This is a genomic window from Caecibacteroides pullorum (assembly GCF_019239235.1).
Taxonomy (GTDB): domain Bacteria; phylum Bacteroidota; class Bacteroidia; order Bacteroidales; family Bacteroidaceae; genus Bacteroides; species Bacteroides pullorum.
On record NZ_JAAZTS010000006.1, the window covers coordinates 135,249 to 151,310 of the forward strand.

Genomic DNA, 16,062 nt, shown 5'->3' on the forward strand with positions numbered 1-16,062 from the left:
TTATGAACAAATATCAATCATTGGTCAAGAAGACGGTTTACTTGGGATGGGGGATAGGCAGTATAGTGCTTTCTGGAGAACTTTGTGCGCAAGGTTCAGTATTTTCCTTCAAGCCCAATGTTATCTATATTTTATGTGATGACTTGGGTTATGGGGAAGTGGGCTATAACGGTCAAGAAAAAATTGAGACCCCTGAACTTGACCGTCTGGCTTCTCAAGGAATGATTTTTTCGAATCATTATTGCGGGAATGCAGTAAGTGCTCCTTCTCGGTGTGTGTTATTGACTGGCAGACATCCGGGGCATGCACTGATTCGGGCCAACAGTCCAGGGTATCCTGATGGTCAGGTTCCATTGCTAGAAGGAAGCGAAACGATTGGGAAACTGATGCAAAGAGCCGGATACAAAACAGCATGTATAGGAAAATGGGGCTTGGGAGCATTCTCGAACTCGGGTAATCCGAATAGACAAGGTTTTGATTATTTTTTCGGTTATACTGATCAGGTACATGCCCATGATTACTATCCCAGTTATTTGTGGAAGAACGGTGAGAAGGTGCAGTTGAACAGACAGGGTATTTGTAAGGATTACAGTCATGATTTGTTTACGGAAGAAGCTTTTCGCTTTATTAAGGAGAATCAAGAACGACCGTTCTTTCTGTACCTGGCTTATACGATTCCTCACGTGAAATATCAGGTACCGGACTTGGCGCAATATAAAGATCGGGACTGGCCGGAGAACATGAAAATTCATGCGGCCATGACTTCACGTTTGGATAAGGATGTGGGACGTTTGGTCTCTTTGTTGGAGGAGTTGAAGCTGGATGAAAATACATTGATTATTTTTAGCAGTGATAATGGGGCACATGGGCAGTTCGGTTCTTTTGAGTTCTTCCGGACATCTGGTGAGCTGCGTGACAAAAAACGGAGTTTGTATGAAGGAGGAGTGCGTTCACCGACTTTTGCCTATTGGCCGGGAACTGTACCTTCTGGTACTGCTACTGATCATATCTCGGCTTTTTGGGACGTGCTGCCTACCTTGTCGGAACTGACAGGCGAACCTGTTCGGGGTGAAACGGATGGTATCTCTTTCCTGCCGACCTTGTTGGGGCAATTTGACAGGCAACATCAGCATGATTATCTGTACTGGGAATTATATGAAGGGCGTCCACAATGTGCTGTGAGATATAAACAATGGAAAGGAGTTGTTAGAGATATGCGCAAGGGGTTGAGCGTGGAGCTTTATGATGTGGAAAATGATGAACGTGAAACTCGGAATGTGGCTGCTGATTATCCCGCAGTCGTAGACTCTATCAAAGGCATGATGATGCGTTCGCACGAGCCGAATCCTTATTGGGATAAAGATAACAAACCGCTGTTTGATTTGGAAAAGGCATGTCGGGCTAATGGAGTGGAAGTGCGGATGAAAGATACGAATACGAATCTAAAAAATAGATGAGAAGGATTTGGAAATGAAAAGAAGGATTGTGTCTGATGTCATGTTTCTCTCGGTCTTGGGGGGTATAAATCCTGTTGTAGCTCAAGAAATAAAGTCTGTACGTCCCAACTTTGTCTGGTTTATGACGGAAGATGTTTCCAGCTATTTTCTGGATATCTATAATGAGGGACGGTTCGGTGCTGTTACTCCCCACGTGAAAGAGTTGGCGCGTGGAGGTCTTGTGTTCAATAACGCATACAGCAACGCGCCTGTCAGCTCGGCAGCACGTTCTACGTTGATTACGGGGTGTTATGCTCCTCGTATAGGTGTTCATTTGCACCGGAAGATGGAAGAGGTTCCTATGCCGGAAGGGTTGCATATGTTCCCGTATTACTTGCGAGCTGCCGGATATCATACGTCCAATGCTGCAAAAACAGATTATAACTGCTTTTTGGATAAAGAAGCGTGGAATATTGTATCCGGTAAGATTGGGGCTTGGCGGATGAGGCCGGATAAGGACATGCCGTTTTTTCATGTACGTACTTGTGCGGTGACTCATGAAAGCAGTTTGCATTTCTCGGAGGAAAAGATGCATGAATCACACTTTGCTACATGGCTGGACTCGATTTATATCCATCCCAACCATCCTGATACGGAATTGTTCCGCTATACTTATGCCTCTTTTTATAATCGGATCAGTGAGTCGGATGCGGAATTGGGACGGCTCATAGCCATGCTGGAAGAGGATGGGGAGCTTGACAATACTTTTATTTTTTATTTTGGAGATAATGGTGGCGCACTACCTGGTTCCAAGGGGTATACAACCGAAACGGGATTGCGTGTACCTTTAGTCGTGTATATCCCTGAACGGTGGCGAGACAAGCTTCCTCTGCAGGTGGGTACGAGAGTGGATGGTATGGTCAGCTTTGTAGACTTCGGTCCGACATTGTTACGTCTGGCGGGTATTGATGTGCCCGAGGGGATGGATGGAATTCCTTTCCTGGGAGACGATATTTCATTGGATAACCTTAATGGACGGAATGAAGTATTTGGCTACGGTGACAGATTTGACGAACTGTATGCGTTTAATCGTACAATCCGTAAAGGACGTTTCAAATATTCCCGGAACTTTCAGCCTTATCATCCCAAATCCCTTTATGCAGCTTACCGGTACAAGCAGGCTGCCTTTAGAGAGTGGAAGCGTTTGTATGTAAACGGTGAGTTGAATACAGTGCAAAGTCGTTTTTTCCTTCCTCAAGGAGCGGAAGAATTGTATGACCTGTCTAAAGATCCATATGAGACGAATAATTTGGCGAGACAGCCGATGTATAAAGAAATACTGCTGGAAATGAGAAAGGTACTGCGGGAGCTTATGGTTGAAAAGTCCGATTTGGGTGTGTTCCCGGAATGTGTGTGGCTGGAGGAGGGGAAGAACAATCCCTCGTTGTATGGATCACGCCATCGGTCGTCTATCCGTCGTTATCTGGATATTGCGGATTTGGAGCTATGTGATAGCGAGAATACGACTGTACGTAAAAAAGTACGGCGTGCATTGGAGTCAGAAGACCCGATAGAACGCTATTGGGGGGCTACAGTTTGTGCTTCCTGGGGAGATCGAGCTGTTTTTGCTTCACTCCAATTGTCTCGTCTGATTCAGGATGAAGTGGCATATGTTGCAAGCAGGGCTGTCGTTGCAATGAGCCGATTACAAGGAAAGGTTTTGAACGATGCAATGAATGGGGTATGGAAGCGTGCAGAGGGGACACCTGAAAAAGTTGTCTGTATTGAATGATATGGTGTTTTTGCGGGAATCATTTGAGAATTGTCATTTTGAGTTTGAACAAAGTAATGAAACCAAACTTTTTCCGTGTAATGAGATAGAGTGGAGAGTGAAGTATCTATCTGAAGATTTCTGATAAGGATTGTATGGATATTGGTATTTTAAGAAGATTGTATGAAAAGAGATTTTAGACAAATGGCATGGGCGGGTATCTTGCCGGCTATGTGTATCGGAATTTCCTGTGCAGGGCAGGAAGACGCTGTACTTCCCAACATCATCTACATCCTGGGCGATGATTTGGGACGTGCCGATATTGGCTGTTTTGGCCAAGAGAAGATAGAAACACCTAATATCGGCCGGCTGGCTGCCGAAGGTATGGTTTTCACCAACCATTATAGCGGTCAGGCTGTATCTGCTCCATCTCGTTGTGCTTTGTTCACCGGACTGCACATGGGGCACGCCTATATCAGGGGTAATGATGAGATGGGGGCACGTGGCAATGTGTGGAGTCACGAGGCCATGTTGGCCGATTCGTCGCTGGAAGGCCAGCGACCATTGCCGGCAGGAACGGTGACAATTCCCCGCAAGTTGAAGGAAGCGGGTTATACGACGGCCTGTATCGGGAAGTGGGGATTAGGATATCCGGGTTCTGAGAGTACACCCAACAAGATGGGGTTTGATTTCTTTTACGGTTATAATTGTCAGCGGCAGGCACATACTTATTATCCTCCTTTTTTGTGGCGTAATGAACAGCGTGAATACCTGGAAAACCAGCTGCTCCCTCCTAACACCAAACTGGATAAGGGGGCTGACCCCCGCGATGAAAGGAGTTATACCAAATATGAGCAGAAACAATATGCGCCGGACTTGATGTACCGTGAGGTATTGGATTTTGTGGAACGTTCGAAGAATGAACCCTTTGCATTGTTCTGGACGACTCCTGTTCCTCATGTCCCTTTACAGGCTCCCGAACGTTGGGTCAGACATTATGTGGAGAAATTTGGCGACGAGGAGCCATACCTCGGAAACAAGGGATATTTTCCCTGCCGCTATCCGCGGGCAACATATGCAGCTATGGTTAGTTATTGGGATGAACAGATAGGCGGTCTGGTAGCCAAATTGAAGGAACTGGGGTTGTATGAGAATACGCTGATTGTTTTTGCCAGTGATAACGGACCTACATTTAACGGCGGGACCGATTCCCCTTTCTTCGACAGTGCCCGTCCGTTCAAGAGTGAGGCTGGTTGGGGAAAGGCTTCTCTGCGTGAGGGTGGTATCCGTGTTCCTATGATTGCTACCTGGCCGGCCCGCATTCCTGCCGGAACAAAGTCCGATTTGCTTTCTGCCTTTTGGGACATGATGCCTACAATGTGTGAGGTAGTTGGAGTAGAGTGTCCGCCGACAGATGGCATCAGCATGCTTCCAACGATGCTTGGTAAGAATGACAAGCAACAGAAGCATGAGTTCTTATATTGGGAATACCCGGAATCGGGAGGTCAAAAGGCTGTACGTATAGGCGATTGGAAGGCTTTTGTTCGTAATATACGTGAAGGCAACCGAGAAGTGGAGCTTTACAACTTGGCGACAGATCCTCGAGAACAACAGAATGTAGCTACGGAACATCCGGATGTAGTAAAAAAAGTATTAGAAATATTTCGCTCGGAACATAGTGATTCGGAGATTGAGCGTTTCCAATTGCCCGTATGGTAAAATTACAATGCGTATGAAAGGACTGAAAACAATGGCATGGGGTGTTCTTTCGCTGGCCGCTCCCCATTTGTATGCTTCTACAAGCCAGCGGCCAAACATTATTCTGATTAATATTGACGATTTGGGTTGGACAGATTTGGCCTGTAATGGTAGTGGTTATTATGAGACCCCCCATATAGACAAGTTGCGTTCATTGGGCATCTGGTTTTCTCAGGCTTATGCCGGTGCATCGAACAGTGCTCCTAGTCGTGCATGTATGTTGACCGGACAATATTCACCGCGTCATGGCATTTATACCGTAGGCAATCCTGACCGGGGAAAGGCCGAACACCGGAAATTGATTTCTGTTCCCAATCATACCTCTTTGCCGGATGGCTTTCAGATTCTTACGCGTGTTTTGCAAGAAGCCGGTTACCAAACTTTTCATGTGGGGAAATGGCATGTAACGGAAGACCCGTTAACCTGTGGTATCGAAAAGAATATAGCCGGTAATCATGCTGGACATCCGCGAAGCTATTTTGCTCCCTATCGGAACGCAAACCTGCCTGATGGGCCGGATGGAGAATATTTGCCAGACCGCCTGGGTAAAGAAGCTGTCCGTTTAATTGAAGGAGCCGACCGTACCTGTCCGTTTTTTCTGTATTATGCTACGTATTCGGTACATACTCCTCTTCAGGCTGAAGAAGAGTTGGTCCGGAAGTACAAAGACAAGGCTCCAACAGAGGCTCATAATAATCCGGTCTATGCGGCAATGGTAGAAGCAATGGACCGTAATGTTGGTCGTGTGTTACAGGCCGTGTTTGACAAGGGGATAGAAGAAAACACGTTGATTATCTTTACGAGTGATAATGGTGGAGTTTATGATATATCCAAACAATGGCCATTGCGTGCCGGTAAAGGATCTTTTTACGAAGGTGGTATCCGGGTTCCTCTCATTGTCTACCAAAAAGGGCGTTTTGAGCGGAGGAAGATAGAAAATGTTTCGGTATCTCAATTGGATATATTTCCTACTTTATTGGATTTAACGGGGATACCATTTGATAATTTGCTGCTTGATGGAGCGAGTCTGTTTAAACTTTTGCGTGATGGGAAGGATGCTCGTATTGCAGAACGTACGTTGTACTGGCATTTTCCAGCCTATCTGGAAGGTGGTAATGATGAGACTACTGATAAACGTTTTCGTTCCCGGCCGGTTTCTGTTATCCGTCGGGGAGAGTGGAAGCTTATAGAGAATTATGAAACAGGAACTTATGAACTTTATAATATTTCAGATGATATAGGTGAACGGAAGGATTTGTCCAGTGAATATCCACAAAAAGTTCAGGAACTTTTGAAAGTTTTGAACCGATGGAAACAGAAAGTACATGCGCCGATTCCCGATCAACTGAATCCTGCCTATGAAGAACGAGAAGTTGCTGACTACCAGCTGTAAATCATTTTGTAAAACTTTATAGAGAGTTAGTAGTAACTATTAATTACTAGATGAAAATTAAGTATTTTAATGGACATATGAAAACAAAAAAGAGATTGAATCAAAACCTGATCGGATTGGGCGGATTGTTGACTGTGCCTATTCTGTCTTTCGGCCAGATCTCTGTTCCCCAGCGGCCCAATATTGTTATTATCGTAGCTGATGATCTTGGTTATGGCGATTTGAGTTGCTATGGTTCTACTGCTTTGCAGACACCAGGCATGGACCGTTTGGCTTTAGAAGGCTTACGTTTCACACAAGGACATTGTACGGCAGCCACATCTACACCAAGTCGCTATTCCCTGTTGACTGGCATGTATCCTTGGAGTAATCCAGATGCAAAGATTTTACCGGGTAATGCGGCATTGATTATCGGTACGGACCAGCTGACTCTTCCTAAAGTAATGAAACGAGCTGGTTATGTTACTGGTACCGTTGGTAAGTGGCACTTGGGCTTGGGAGATAGCCAAGTGGATTGGAATGACAGAATTTATCCGGGTGCTGGTGAAGTAGGGTATGACTATTCCTTTATTCAGGCGGCCACAAATGACCGTGTTCCTTGTATTTTCATAGAGAATGGTATGGGCGTCGGTCTTGAGAAGGATGACCCTATTTATGTGAGCTATCGGAAGAATTTTGAGGGTGAACCTACGGGTAAGGATAATCCGGAGTTGCTCCGTATGCATCCTAGTGTGGGGCATGCGGGTTCCATTGTGAACGGAGTACCTCGTATCGGTTTCCAGACGGGAGGTCGTAAGGCTCAGTGGAGGGATGAAGAAATGGCAGAATTGTTTCTTGGAAAGGCGAAGGATTTCATACGTGCCAATAAGAACCAGCCTTTTTTCCTTTATTATGGTCTTCACCAGCCCCATGTTCCTCGTGTTCCTAATGAACGTTTTGTTGGCAAATCTGGCATGGGGCCTCGTGGGGATGTTATTTTGGAGGCAGACTGGTGTGTGTCCGAATTCCTAAAAGAAATGGATCGTTTGGGGCTTACGGAAAATACGTTGGTGATTCTGACTAGTGATAACGGTCCTGTACTGGATGACGGATATAAAGATGATGCCGAAGAGCGGGTAGGCAATCATAAACCTGCAGGTCCCTACCGTGGATGGAAGACTACAATGTACGAGGGTGGTACGTGTGTACCTTTCCTGCTCCGTTGGCCTTCTGTGGTGAAGCCAGGCGTATCGGATGCTTTGGTCTGTCAGATGGATCTGTTGGCTTCGCTTTCAGCTTTGGTGGGTGAGTCTTATTCGGAAAGGACGGATAGCCAAAACACACTTCCAGCTTTTCTCGGTTTCAGTGGAAAAGGGCGTGAGGAACTGGTGATTGAAGGAATGTTCAACTATGCCTTTCGTCAGAACGACTGGACACTGATTCCTCCCTACGGTCCAAATCGCGTGTATGAGCTCTATAATGTGAAGGACGATCCGGGGCAGACCAATAATGTGGCTGATAAATATCCAGTACAGCTACGTAAGATGATGAGGCGTTTTGAACACCTGAAAAGGACTATCGGAAAAATTACTGATTTCTGATATTTTGAAGTTGTGACACAATTCGATAAACCTTCAATTAAATCTCTCCTGTTTAGACTTACCCTCAGATGTTTTCAGGATAATCTGATGTCAAGAAAAGGATTTCTTTATGAATGATGAACTTGGTTGATGTCGGTATGGATGGGTAACAAATGGGATAAAAATCAGAGCGGGGAAACCTCTTCCGAAGTTTCCCCGCTCTTTTAATCTTTTGCCGCAGGTAAGATTACTTACGCAGGCCGAGTTCTTTAACCAAAGCACGGTAACGTTCGATGTCACGGGCCTTCAGGTAGTCGAGCAACGCACGGCGTTTGCCTACCAACATGGTCAAAGCTCTTTCAGTACTATAATCCTTTCTGTTGAGCTTCATGTGCTCAGTCAGACGAGCAATACGGTAGGAAAACAATGCTACCTGAGACTCAACCGATCCGGTATCAGTGTTAGACTTTCCGTACTTGCCGAAGATTTCTTGCTTTTTAGCAGCGTCTAAATACATAATGTTTTAATTAAAAGGTTGATAATATTCTCTTTCGAGGCTGCAAAGGTAGGCATTATCTTTGATATGGCAATGAGTTTCAGTATTTTTTTCTTCTGGATACCACATATATAGGGCAAAAGTTGTAACTTTGCAGACCAGAAAATAATAGGTATTATATGCAGAACATTAGAAACATTGCCATCATCGCCCACGTGGACCATGGCAAGACGACGCTTGTAGACAAGATGCTTCTGGCCGGAAACCTCTTCCGCAGTAACCAGAGCACGGGTGAATTAATGCTGGATAACAATGACCTGGAACGCGAACGAGGGATAACGATCCTGTCGAAGAACGTTTCCATCAACTATAAAGGAACCAAAATCAACATTATTGATACTCCGGGGCACAGCGACTTCGGCGGCGAGGTAGAACGTGTGCTCAATATGGCCGATGGCTGCATCCTGCTGGTCGACGCTTTCGAAGGACCGATGCCGCAGACGCGCTTCGTGCTCCAGAAGGCGCTTCAGATTGGCCTGAAGCCTATCGTGGTGGTGAACAAGGTGGACAAGCCCAACTGTCGCCCCGAGGAAGTGTACGAAATGGTGTTCGACCTGATGTTCAGCCTCAATGCCACAGAAGAACAGCTGGATTTCCCTGTCATCTACGGTTCGGCCAAGAACAACTGGATGAGTACCGACTGGCAGAAGCCGACAGACAACATCACGCCGCTTCTGGACTGCATTCTGGAGAATATTCCTGCTCCCCAGCAGCTGGAAGGTACGCCGCAGATGCTGGTGACGTCGCTGGACTATTCTTCCTATACCGGCCGTATCGCCGTGGGCCGCGTGCACCGCGGTACGCTGCGCGAGGGCATGAACGTGTCTCTGGCCAAACGCGACGGCAGCATCATCAAGACTAAAATCAAGGAACTGCATACATTCGAGGGCATGGGCCGCGTGAAGGTGGCCGAAGTGTCTTCGGGCGACATCTGTGCGCTGGTGGGTATCGAGGGATTTGAAATCGGCGACACCATCTGCGACTTCGAGAACCCCGAACCGCTGCCGCCTATCGCTATCGACGAGCCGACGATGAGCATGCTCTTCACCATCAACGATTCTCCGTTCTTCGGCAAGGAGGGCAAGTTTGTAACGTCGCGCCACATCCACGACCGTCTGATGAAGGAGCTGGACAAGAACCTGGCCCTGCGCGTGAAGAAGAGCGAGGAAGACGGCAAATGGATTGTTTCGGGCCGTGGCGTGCTCCATCTCTCCGTATTGATCGAGACCATGCGTCGCGAGGGTTACGAGCTTCAGGTGGGTCAGCCGCAGGTTATCTTCAAGGAAATAGACGGCGTGAAGTGCGAGCCTATCGAGGAATTGACGGTGAACGTGCCCGAGGAATATGCCAGCAAGATTATTGATATGGTGACGCGTCGCAAGGGCGAAATGGTGAAGATGGAAGCGGCAGGCGGCGACCGTGTGAACCTGGAGTTCGACATGCCGTCGCGCGGTATCATCGGTCTGCGTACCAACGTGCTGACAGCCAGTGCGGGCGAGGCCATCATGGCACATCGCTTCAAGGAATACCAGCCCTATAAGGGCGAGATTGAACGTCGCACCAACGGCTCCATGATTGCCATGGAGAGCGGTACGGCCTTTGCCTATGCCATCGACAAGCTGCAGGATCGCGGCAAGTTCTTCATCTTCCCGCAGGAAGAGGTCTATGCCGGACAGGTAGTGGGCGAGCACTCGCACGATAACGACCTGGTGGTGAACGTTACGAAGTCGAAGAAGCTGACCAACATGCGTGCCAGCGGTTCGGACGAGAAGGCGCGCCTCATTCCGCCCGTACAGTTCTCGCTGGAGGAAGCATTGGAATACATTAAGGAAGACGAATATGTAGAGGTAACGCCCAAGTCCATGCGTATGCGAAAGGTCATCTTGGACGAACTCGAGCGCAAGCGTGCCAACAGAGGCTGATAGTATAATTTCACATTACCTTGTACAGAAGAGGGTACTGGATTGGGATCAATCCGGCATCCTCTTTCTTTTTCACAAAAAGTGACCAAAAGAATACTTTTAAGTACTAAAAGGTAACCACTTTTTGCAGGGAAATGCGTTACTTTGTCTCAGCCGATGAGGCAGTCTTTAAAAAGAAAGGAGAAACTTATGAACCTGAACCTGCAATTTGTGAAAAGAAACAGTCAGAAGGTATACGATGTTCTGGCATATTATACGCGTTGCACCTTTGACCAGTTGGAAAAGCTTTGTAATCTGACCAGTACAGAACTCTGTCTGGCGTTGGCACAGTTGATACGTGAACATAAAATCGAGCAGTATAGCGAAAGGCGTGCCGTCTATTACCGTCTGCCAGCCTGAGAAGCTTGACAAAACAATGAAGCACTTCCTGAGGGGCTGACGAAGCACTTCGTCGCCTGTTCAGGAAGTGCTTTGTTATATTCTCATACAGCACTTCGTTGCACCCTCAGGAAGCACTTCGTCGGAGCGTCATGCAGTGCTTCGTCTCTGGCTTCCGAAGGTAGGAAATGTCCCTTTAGTCTATAAACTGTACTTTCTCTGCGTTGCGTGGTTTGGCTGCGGGTGTTTCGTCGGGATAGCCGAAGGCTATGCAGTAGAGCAGCTCATAGCCCTCGCTGAAGTTCAGCTTCTTCAAGTATTCGGCTGCTTCGGGCGACTTCATGAAGCGGGCAGGACCGCCAAGGCAGCACGAACCGATACCCATGGATTGAGCTGTGAGTATCATGTTGCCTCCCAGCAGACCACAGTCTATCTGTGAGCAGTCGTATGACGGGTCGTTGGCGATGAATACCACCGTCGGGGCGTTACGGAACATGTTCTTGAACGACGGGTCTTCGGTCGCTTTCGGATTGGCTTTCTTGTAAAGCTCCGTCACACCGTTGATGAAGTCGGGGTTGTCTACCACGCGTACTTCCCACGACTGCTTGTTCATGCCGTTGGGAGCGTTGATGCCACACTTCAGGATGGTCTGCATCGTGTCGCGGTTTACGGCCTGCGGTTTGTACTGGCGGATGCTGCGGCGTTCCATGATGGTTTTGATGACGGCTTCCGACTGGCTGAGGCCTTCGGCGGCCACAACGTTCTCCTTTTGTGAGGCGGGAGCCGTACAGCCGATGGCTGTGCACAGGCAAAGCCCGCCCAGGAATCCTTTCAATAGTTTCATAATCGTTTATTTTGTAGGTTGGTTTTATTCGTTCTCTTCTTCCTGATTGTTGTCCAATCCCTGGTCTACGCCTTCCAGAAAACCGTCGAGCGCGGCACCTGCCTTTTCCATCTGTTCCATGATGGCTTTCCCGCTGTTCTTGAAGACGGTGGCGGCATACTGGCCTTGCAACTTGGCTACTTCCTTCAGTTCGTCCTCGCTGAGGTCTTCGTAGGAATTGATTTTGTCGAGCAGCTGACTGAACTTTTCGTTAGCCTTTTCCCATTGTTCCTGGCTGTAGTCTTTACCGTCTTTCTGAATTTCCTCTACGAAGTCTTTCAGGTCGTCGATACGGCTGCTTTTCGACTGGCAGGCACCGATACTCAAGGTAGTAAGTGCCCAAAGGGCGATTACGATGTATTTCCTCATAATAAATTGATATTAGGATATGTAAGTCTTTTCTTTTCTGTGTGTCCGTTGCAAATATAGCAGATTGGAAGAAGAAATAAAAAAGGAGTCCCGAAAAATCGGAACCCCTTTTTGAAATATTTAGGTTTATTGATCTCTTGATTAGAGCTTCGGACCAGCAGCAACCAACTTCTTGCCTGCTTCGTTGCCAGTGAACTTCTCGAAGTTCTTGATGAAGCGGCCAGCCAGGTCTTTTGCCTTCTCTTCCCACTTGCAAGCGCAGTCGTAAGTGTCGCGAGGATCGAGGATCTTCGGATCTACGCCTGGCAGTTCGGTAGGAACTACGAAGTCGAAGAACGGAATAACCTTTGTCGGAGCCTTGTCGATAGAACCGTCCAGGATAGCGTCGATGATACCACGAGTATCGCGAATAGAGATACGCTTGCCAGTACCGTTCCAACCAGTGTTAACCAAGTAAGCCTTAGCACCTACTTTTTCCATCTTCTTAACCAGCTCTTCTGCATACTTAGTCGGGTGCAGGCTCAGGAAGGCTGCGCCGAAGCAAGCAGAGAATGTCGGAGTCGGTTCAGTGATACCACGTTCTGTACCAGCCAACTTAGCGGTGAAACCAGACAGGAAGTAGTACTGAGCCTGCTCGGGGTTCAGGATAGATACCGGAGGCAATACACCGAAGGCATCAGCTGACAGGAAGATTACCTGATGAGCGTGAGGACCTTTAGATACCGGCTTAACGATGTTTTCGATGTGGTAGATAGGATAAGAAACACGAGTGTTCTCAGTTACGCTCTTATCAGCGAAGTCGATCTTACCGTTGGCGTCAACTGTTACGTTCTCCAACAGAGCGTCGCGCTTGATGGCAGCGTAGATATCGGGTTCGCTTTCTTTGTCGAGGTTGATAACCTTAGCATAGCAACCACCTTCGTAGTTGAATACGCCTTCGTCGTCCCATCCGTGCTCGTCGTCACCGATCAGTTTACGTTTCGGGTCGGTAGACAGAGTAGTCTTACCAGTACCAGACAGACCGAAGAAGATAGCAGTGTCGGTGCCTTCCATGTTAGTGTTGGCAGAGCAGTGCATAGAAGCGATACCACGCAATGGGTTCAGGTAGTTCATGATAGAGAAGATACCCTTCTTCATTTCACCACCGTACCAAGTGTTCAGGATAACCTGCTCGTTGGTCTTCAGGTTGAATACAGTAGCTGTTTCAGAGTTCAGACCCAGTTCCTTGTAGTTGTCAACCTTAGCCTTAGCAGCGTTGAATGATACGAAGTCAGGTTCGCCGTAGTTAGCCAGTTCTTCTTCTGTCGGACGGATGAACATGTTCTTTACGAAGTGAGCCTGCCAAGCAACTTCCATGATGAAACGTACTTTCAGACGAGTTGCAGGGTTGGCACCGCAGAATGTATCCATAACGAACAGACGCTTGCCGCTCAGTTCTTTAACGGCTTTAGCCTTCAGGTCGGCCCATGCTTCTTCAGAGCAAGGCTTGTTGTCGTTCTTGTAAGCATCAGAAGTCCACCATACAGTGTTTTCGCTGGCTTCGTTCTTAACAAAGAATTTATCTTTAGGAGAACGTCCGGTATAGATACCAGTCATTACGTTCACAGCACCCAGTTCTGTTACCTGACCCTTCTCATAGCCTTCGAGGCTTGATTTGGTTTCTTCTTCGAACAATACTTCATAAGACGGGTTGTGGAGAATCTCCTTTACGTCTTGAATACCGTACTTGCTTAAATCTAAATTTGCCATTTCTTTTTAAGATTTTAAAAAATTGGTATTTTGGTTTATAATCTCTTTACCTTAATGTTGGAATAAGAAAGTGCCCGTATTTAGACCGCTTTACAGGTGTCGGGAGACACTCCCTTGTTTTCCGCGTACAAAAGTACGATTTTCTTCTGAAAGAAAATCTCAATTGGAGAAATTTTTCTTTAATTGCGCGTCTTTTATAAATCCATAACAATATCTGCTAACTGAATGTTGCAAAACTTGTCTTTTTTTTGAAACAGGGGAATTTTAAAATGAGTTGGGCTTCTTTTCCAATTCCTTGGCTACCCATCGTGTCCATTCGTCTACGTTGTCGGTCAAAGTTTCGGGAAGGGGCAACGGAATGCATACGTCGGGAGCAATCCCCGTCTGGTCGACACCGTTATCGGGCAGGCGGCAGGAACGTGTCATGGGAATATAGAGAGTAATGCCGGATTGGGGCAAATTAACCCCGCGACAGTTTGAATAATCAAGGCATCCTTTCGTATTGTCTTGTCCGTAGATGGTGGTACGTTGGCTGCATGACCGCAGATTCAGAACCATCTGTTCACCGGCACTGGCTACTTGGCCGTCTATAATCAGTGCAGCCTGGTGGGGAAGTGGGAAAATGGTGTCATAAACAAGTTCTACCTGTCTGGGCGTCATGGCTACAAACTCATCTTGCGATTTTTTCATGGTTTCCACTACTTGCTGGAGCCAATCCAATTCAATCTCTGCCATCTCAGCGATGTGTGCGGGTGTGTTGCGTATTTCAACTCCGTCCACGTACCCCTTCCGGTCGTACAGCAGTTTCTCGTATGGATTGAATATATCATCGGTTCCTCCTCCGTTACCTCGGATGTCAATAATCAGATTTTCGCACCCCGAAGCCAGGTAGGCGTCAATGGATTGATGTACCCATTCCAATGTTGGGTCATCTCCCATGCAGGATGGGAAACGGATGAGGAAGGTATGGTCAGTCACTTTCCGGAAGGTTTTGCTGGGGTTATATTCTTTCATCTCTTCATACGTCGGTACTTTCCGCATGTATGGCTGTGAATAGATGCCTACTCGCAAGTGGAAATCGCCAAACCAGGCATAGAGTTCGCCTAAAGCTTCCCAAGGCTTTCGTTCCTGTTTGTCCACTTGCTGACGGCAACGGGCTTTTAGTGCTTCATATTGATTTCGGGTTTGCTCTGTCACCAAAGTGGGAAATCCTACATAATTGGTTTCTAACTCTTGAACACCAAAATCAAATTCCGTCAAATCGGCGTTTGAAGAAGTCTTTTCTTGACCGGCTAATGAGGTATAGGCAAAGAAAAGTAAGGTGCAGAAGAACAGTAATTTGAAACTCTCGTTTCGTATGAATGTCTTTTTCATATTTCCTTATGTTTATATGTTCTGTAGCAAAGATAACGTTTTCCGTCGAGCAAGTGGTTTTATGTGGTGGGAAAATCGTATTTTTGCATTCGGAATAAACAAAATACATGCTATGAAAGTAATCAATTTTGCAGAGACGAATTCTGTAATTAATCAATACGTGGCGGAAATACGCGACGTGAACATTCAGGGCGACCGCATGCGTTTCCGCCGCAACATCGAGCGAATCGGAGAGTTGATGGCTTACGAGATGAGTAAAGAACTGACGTATTCGGTAAAGCAGGTGCAGACGCCTTTGGGTGTGGCGCCGGTCAGCACGCCTGATGACGATGTGGTCATTGCCACCGTTTTCCGTGCCGGTCTGCCACTCCATCAGGGTTTCCTGAATGTGTTCGACCGTGCAGGTAATGCCTTTGTGTCGGCCTACCGCTATTATAAGGATAAGGAATGTCGTGAACTGGATGTGCATATCGAATATATTGCTACGCCCGATCTGACGCAGAAGACGCTGATGCTCGTCGATCCTATGCTGGCTACGGGCGAGAGTATGGAGCTGGCCTATCGTGCCTTCCTGAGCAAGGGACGTCCGGCACGTCTGCTGATAGCTTGTGTTATTGCCAGCCGTCAGGGGGTGGAACATCTTCAGCGCCTTTTCCCTGAGGATGATGTTACATTGTGGTGTGCGGCTATTGATCCTGAGTTGAATGAACGTTCGTATATTGTTCCAGGTCTGGGTGATGCGGGCGATTTGGCGTACGGAGATAAGTTGTAACGGTTGGGGACATTCGTATTTGTGGATAAAAAGAAAGAAGGTGTGTCAAAAAGCACACCTTCTTTGTTTAGCACAAAGCCCCGACTTTCACAAGCTGGGGCTTTGTTATTACCTAAAGATTTTGTATCTTTAAGCCTAAAGA

13 protein-coding genes and 1 pseudogene are annotated in these 16,062 nt (G+C 47.1%); 8 read left to right on the forward strand and 6 right to left on the reverse strand.

Annotated elements, in window-relative coordinates; all coding sequences use genetic code 11:
- Positions 1 to 2 precede the first annotated feature (2 nt).
- The 5 genes from HF894_RS06530 to HF894_RS06550 all read left to right on the forward strand — a co-directional run bounded on the left by HF894_RS06530 (position 3) and on the right by HF894_RS06550 (position 7,938).
- Positions 3 to 1,457: an arylsulfatase gene (locus HF894_RS06530; protein ID WP_021846823.1), complete on the forward strand. Its 1,455-nt coding sequence runs from the start codon at positions 3 to 5 to the stop codon at positions 1,455 to 1,457.
- A 13-nt stretch (positions 1,458 to 1,470) separates the two neighbouring features.
- On the forward strand, positions 1,471 to 3,228 hold the full coding sequence (locus HF894_RS06535; RefSeq protein WP_204971497.1) for a sulfatase-like hydrolase/transferase: 1,758 nt from the start codon (positions 1,471 to 1,473) through the stop codon (positions 3,226 to 3,228).
- A gap of 210 nt (positions 3,229 to 3,438) precedes the next feature.
- A complete protein-coding gene (locus tag HF894_RS06540) occupies positions 3,439 to 4,926 on the forward strand; it encodes an arylsulfatase (protein ID WP_246593160.1) in 1,488 nt (495 codons plus the stop codon).
- A gap of 13 nt (positions 4,927 to 4,939) precedes the next feature.
- Positions 4,940 to 6,358: a sulfatase gene (locus HF894_RS06545; RefSeq protein ID WP_021846820.1), complete on the forward strand. Its 1,419-nt coding sequence runs from the start codon at positions 4,940 to 4,942 to the stop codon at positions 6,356 to 6,358.
- Positions 6,359 to 6,435: 77 nt separating this feature from the next.
- Positions 6,436 to 7,938 (forward strand): sulfatase-like hydrolase/transferase, encoded by a 1,503-nt coding sequence (locus HF894_RS06550; protein WP_204971498.1) that lies wholly within the window; start codon positions 6,436 to 6,438, stop codon positions 7,936 to 7,938.
- A gap of 226 nt (positions 7,939 to 8,164) precedes the next feature.
- On the opposite strand, the gene rpsO is transcribed toward HF894_RS06550, so the two are convergent.
- A complete protein-coding gene (gene rpsO, locus HF894_RS06555) occupies positions 8,165 to 8,434 on the reverse strand; it encodes a 30S ribosomal protein S15 (RefSeq protein ID WP_021846818.1) in 270 nt (89 codons plus the stop codon).
- Between the two features lie 158 nt (positions 8,435 to 8,592).
- Here rpsO and typA point away from each other — a divergent pair, with 158 nt between their 5' ends.
- Positions 8,593 to 10,395 carry a translational GTPase TypA gene (gene typA, locus HF894_RS06560; protein ID WP_021846817.1) on the forward strand — a complete coding sequence of 601 codons (1,803 nt, stop codon included), beginning with the start codon at positions 8,593 to 8,595 and terminating at the stop codon, positions 10,393 to 10,395.
- 189 nt (positions 10,396 to 10,584) lie between these two features.
- Entirely contained in the window at positions 10,585 to 10,794 is a 210-nt protein-coding gene (locus tag HF894_RS06565) for a winged helix-turn-helix domain-containing protein (RefSeq protein WP_075319229.1), read from the forward strand.
- A 175-nt stretch (positions 10,795 to 10,969) separates the two neighbouring features.
- On the opposite strand, the gene HF894_RS06570 is transcribed toward HF894_RS06565, so the two are convergent.
- From HF894_RS06570 to HF894_RS06585, 4 genes are all read right to left on the reverse strand, one after another.
- On the reverse strand, positions 10,970 to 11,617 hold the full coding sequence (locus tag HF894_RS06570; RefSeq protein ID WP_204971499.1) for a nitroreductase family protein: 648 nt from the start codon (positions 11,615 to 11,617) through the stop codon (positions 10,970 to 10,972).
- A gap of 24 nt (positions 11,618 to 11,641) precedes the next feature.
- Complete coding sequence (locus tag HF894_RS06575; RefSeq protein WP_021846814.1) at positions 11,642 to 12,025, reverse strand: DUF6565 domain-containing protein; 384 nt, start codon at positions 12,023 to 12,025, stop codon at positions 11,642 to 11,644.
- Positions 12,026 to 12,166: 141 nt separating this feature from the next.
- Positions 12,167 to 13,774 carry a phosphoenolpyruvate carboxykinase (ATP) gene (gene pckA, locus HF894_RS06580; RefSeq protein WP_021846813.1) on the reverse strand — a complete coding sequence of 536 codons (1,608 nt, stop codon included), beginning with the start codon at positions 13,772 to 13,774 and terminating at the stop codon, positions 12,167 to 12,169.
- A 264-nt stretch (positions 13,775 to 14,038) separates the two neighbouring features.
- Positions 14,039 to 15,148: a S41 family peptidase gene (locus HF894_RS06585; RefSeq protein ID WP_204971500.1), complete on the reverse strand. Its 1,110-nt coding sequence runs from the start codon at positions 15,146 to 15,148 to the stop codon at positions 14,039 to 14,041.
- A 112-nt stretch (positions 15,149 to 15,260) separates the two neighbouring features.
- On the opposite strand from HF894_RS06585, the gene upp reads away from it, so the two are divergent.
- The gene (upp, locus tag HF894_RS06590; RefSeq protein WP_075318391.1) at positions 15,261 to 15,920 is read left to right on the forward strand and encodes a uracil phosphoribosyltransferase; all 660 of its coding nucleotides are present in this window, start codon (positions 15,261 to 15,263) and stop codon (positions 15,918 to 15,920) included.
- On the opposite strand, the pseudogene HF894_RS15350 reads toward upp, so the two are convergent.
- Positions 15,835 to 16,062 (reverse strand): annotated as a pseudogene (locus HF894_RS15350) (hypothetical protein); the annotation flags it as partial. The gene upp and the pseudogene HF894_RS15350 overlap by 86 nt on opposite strands.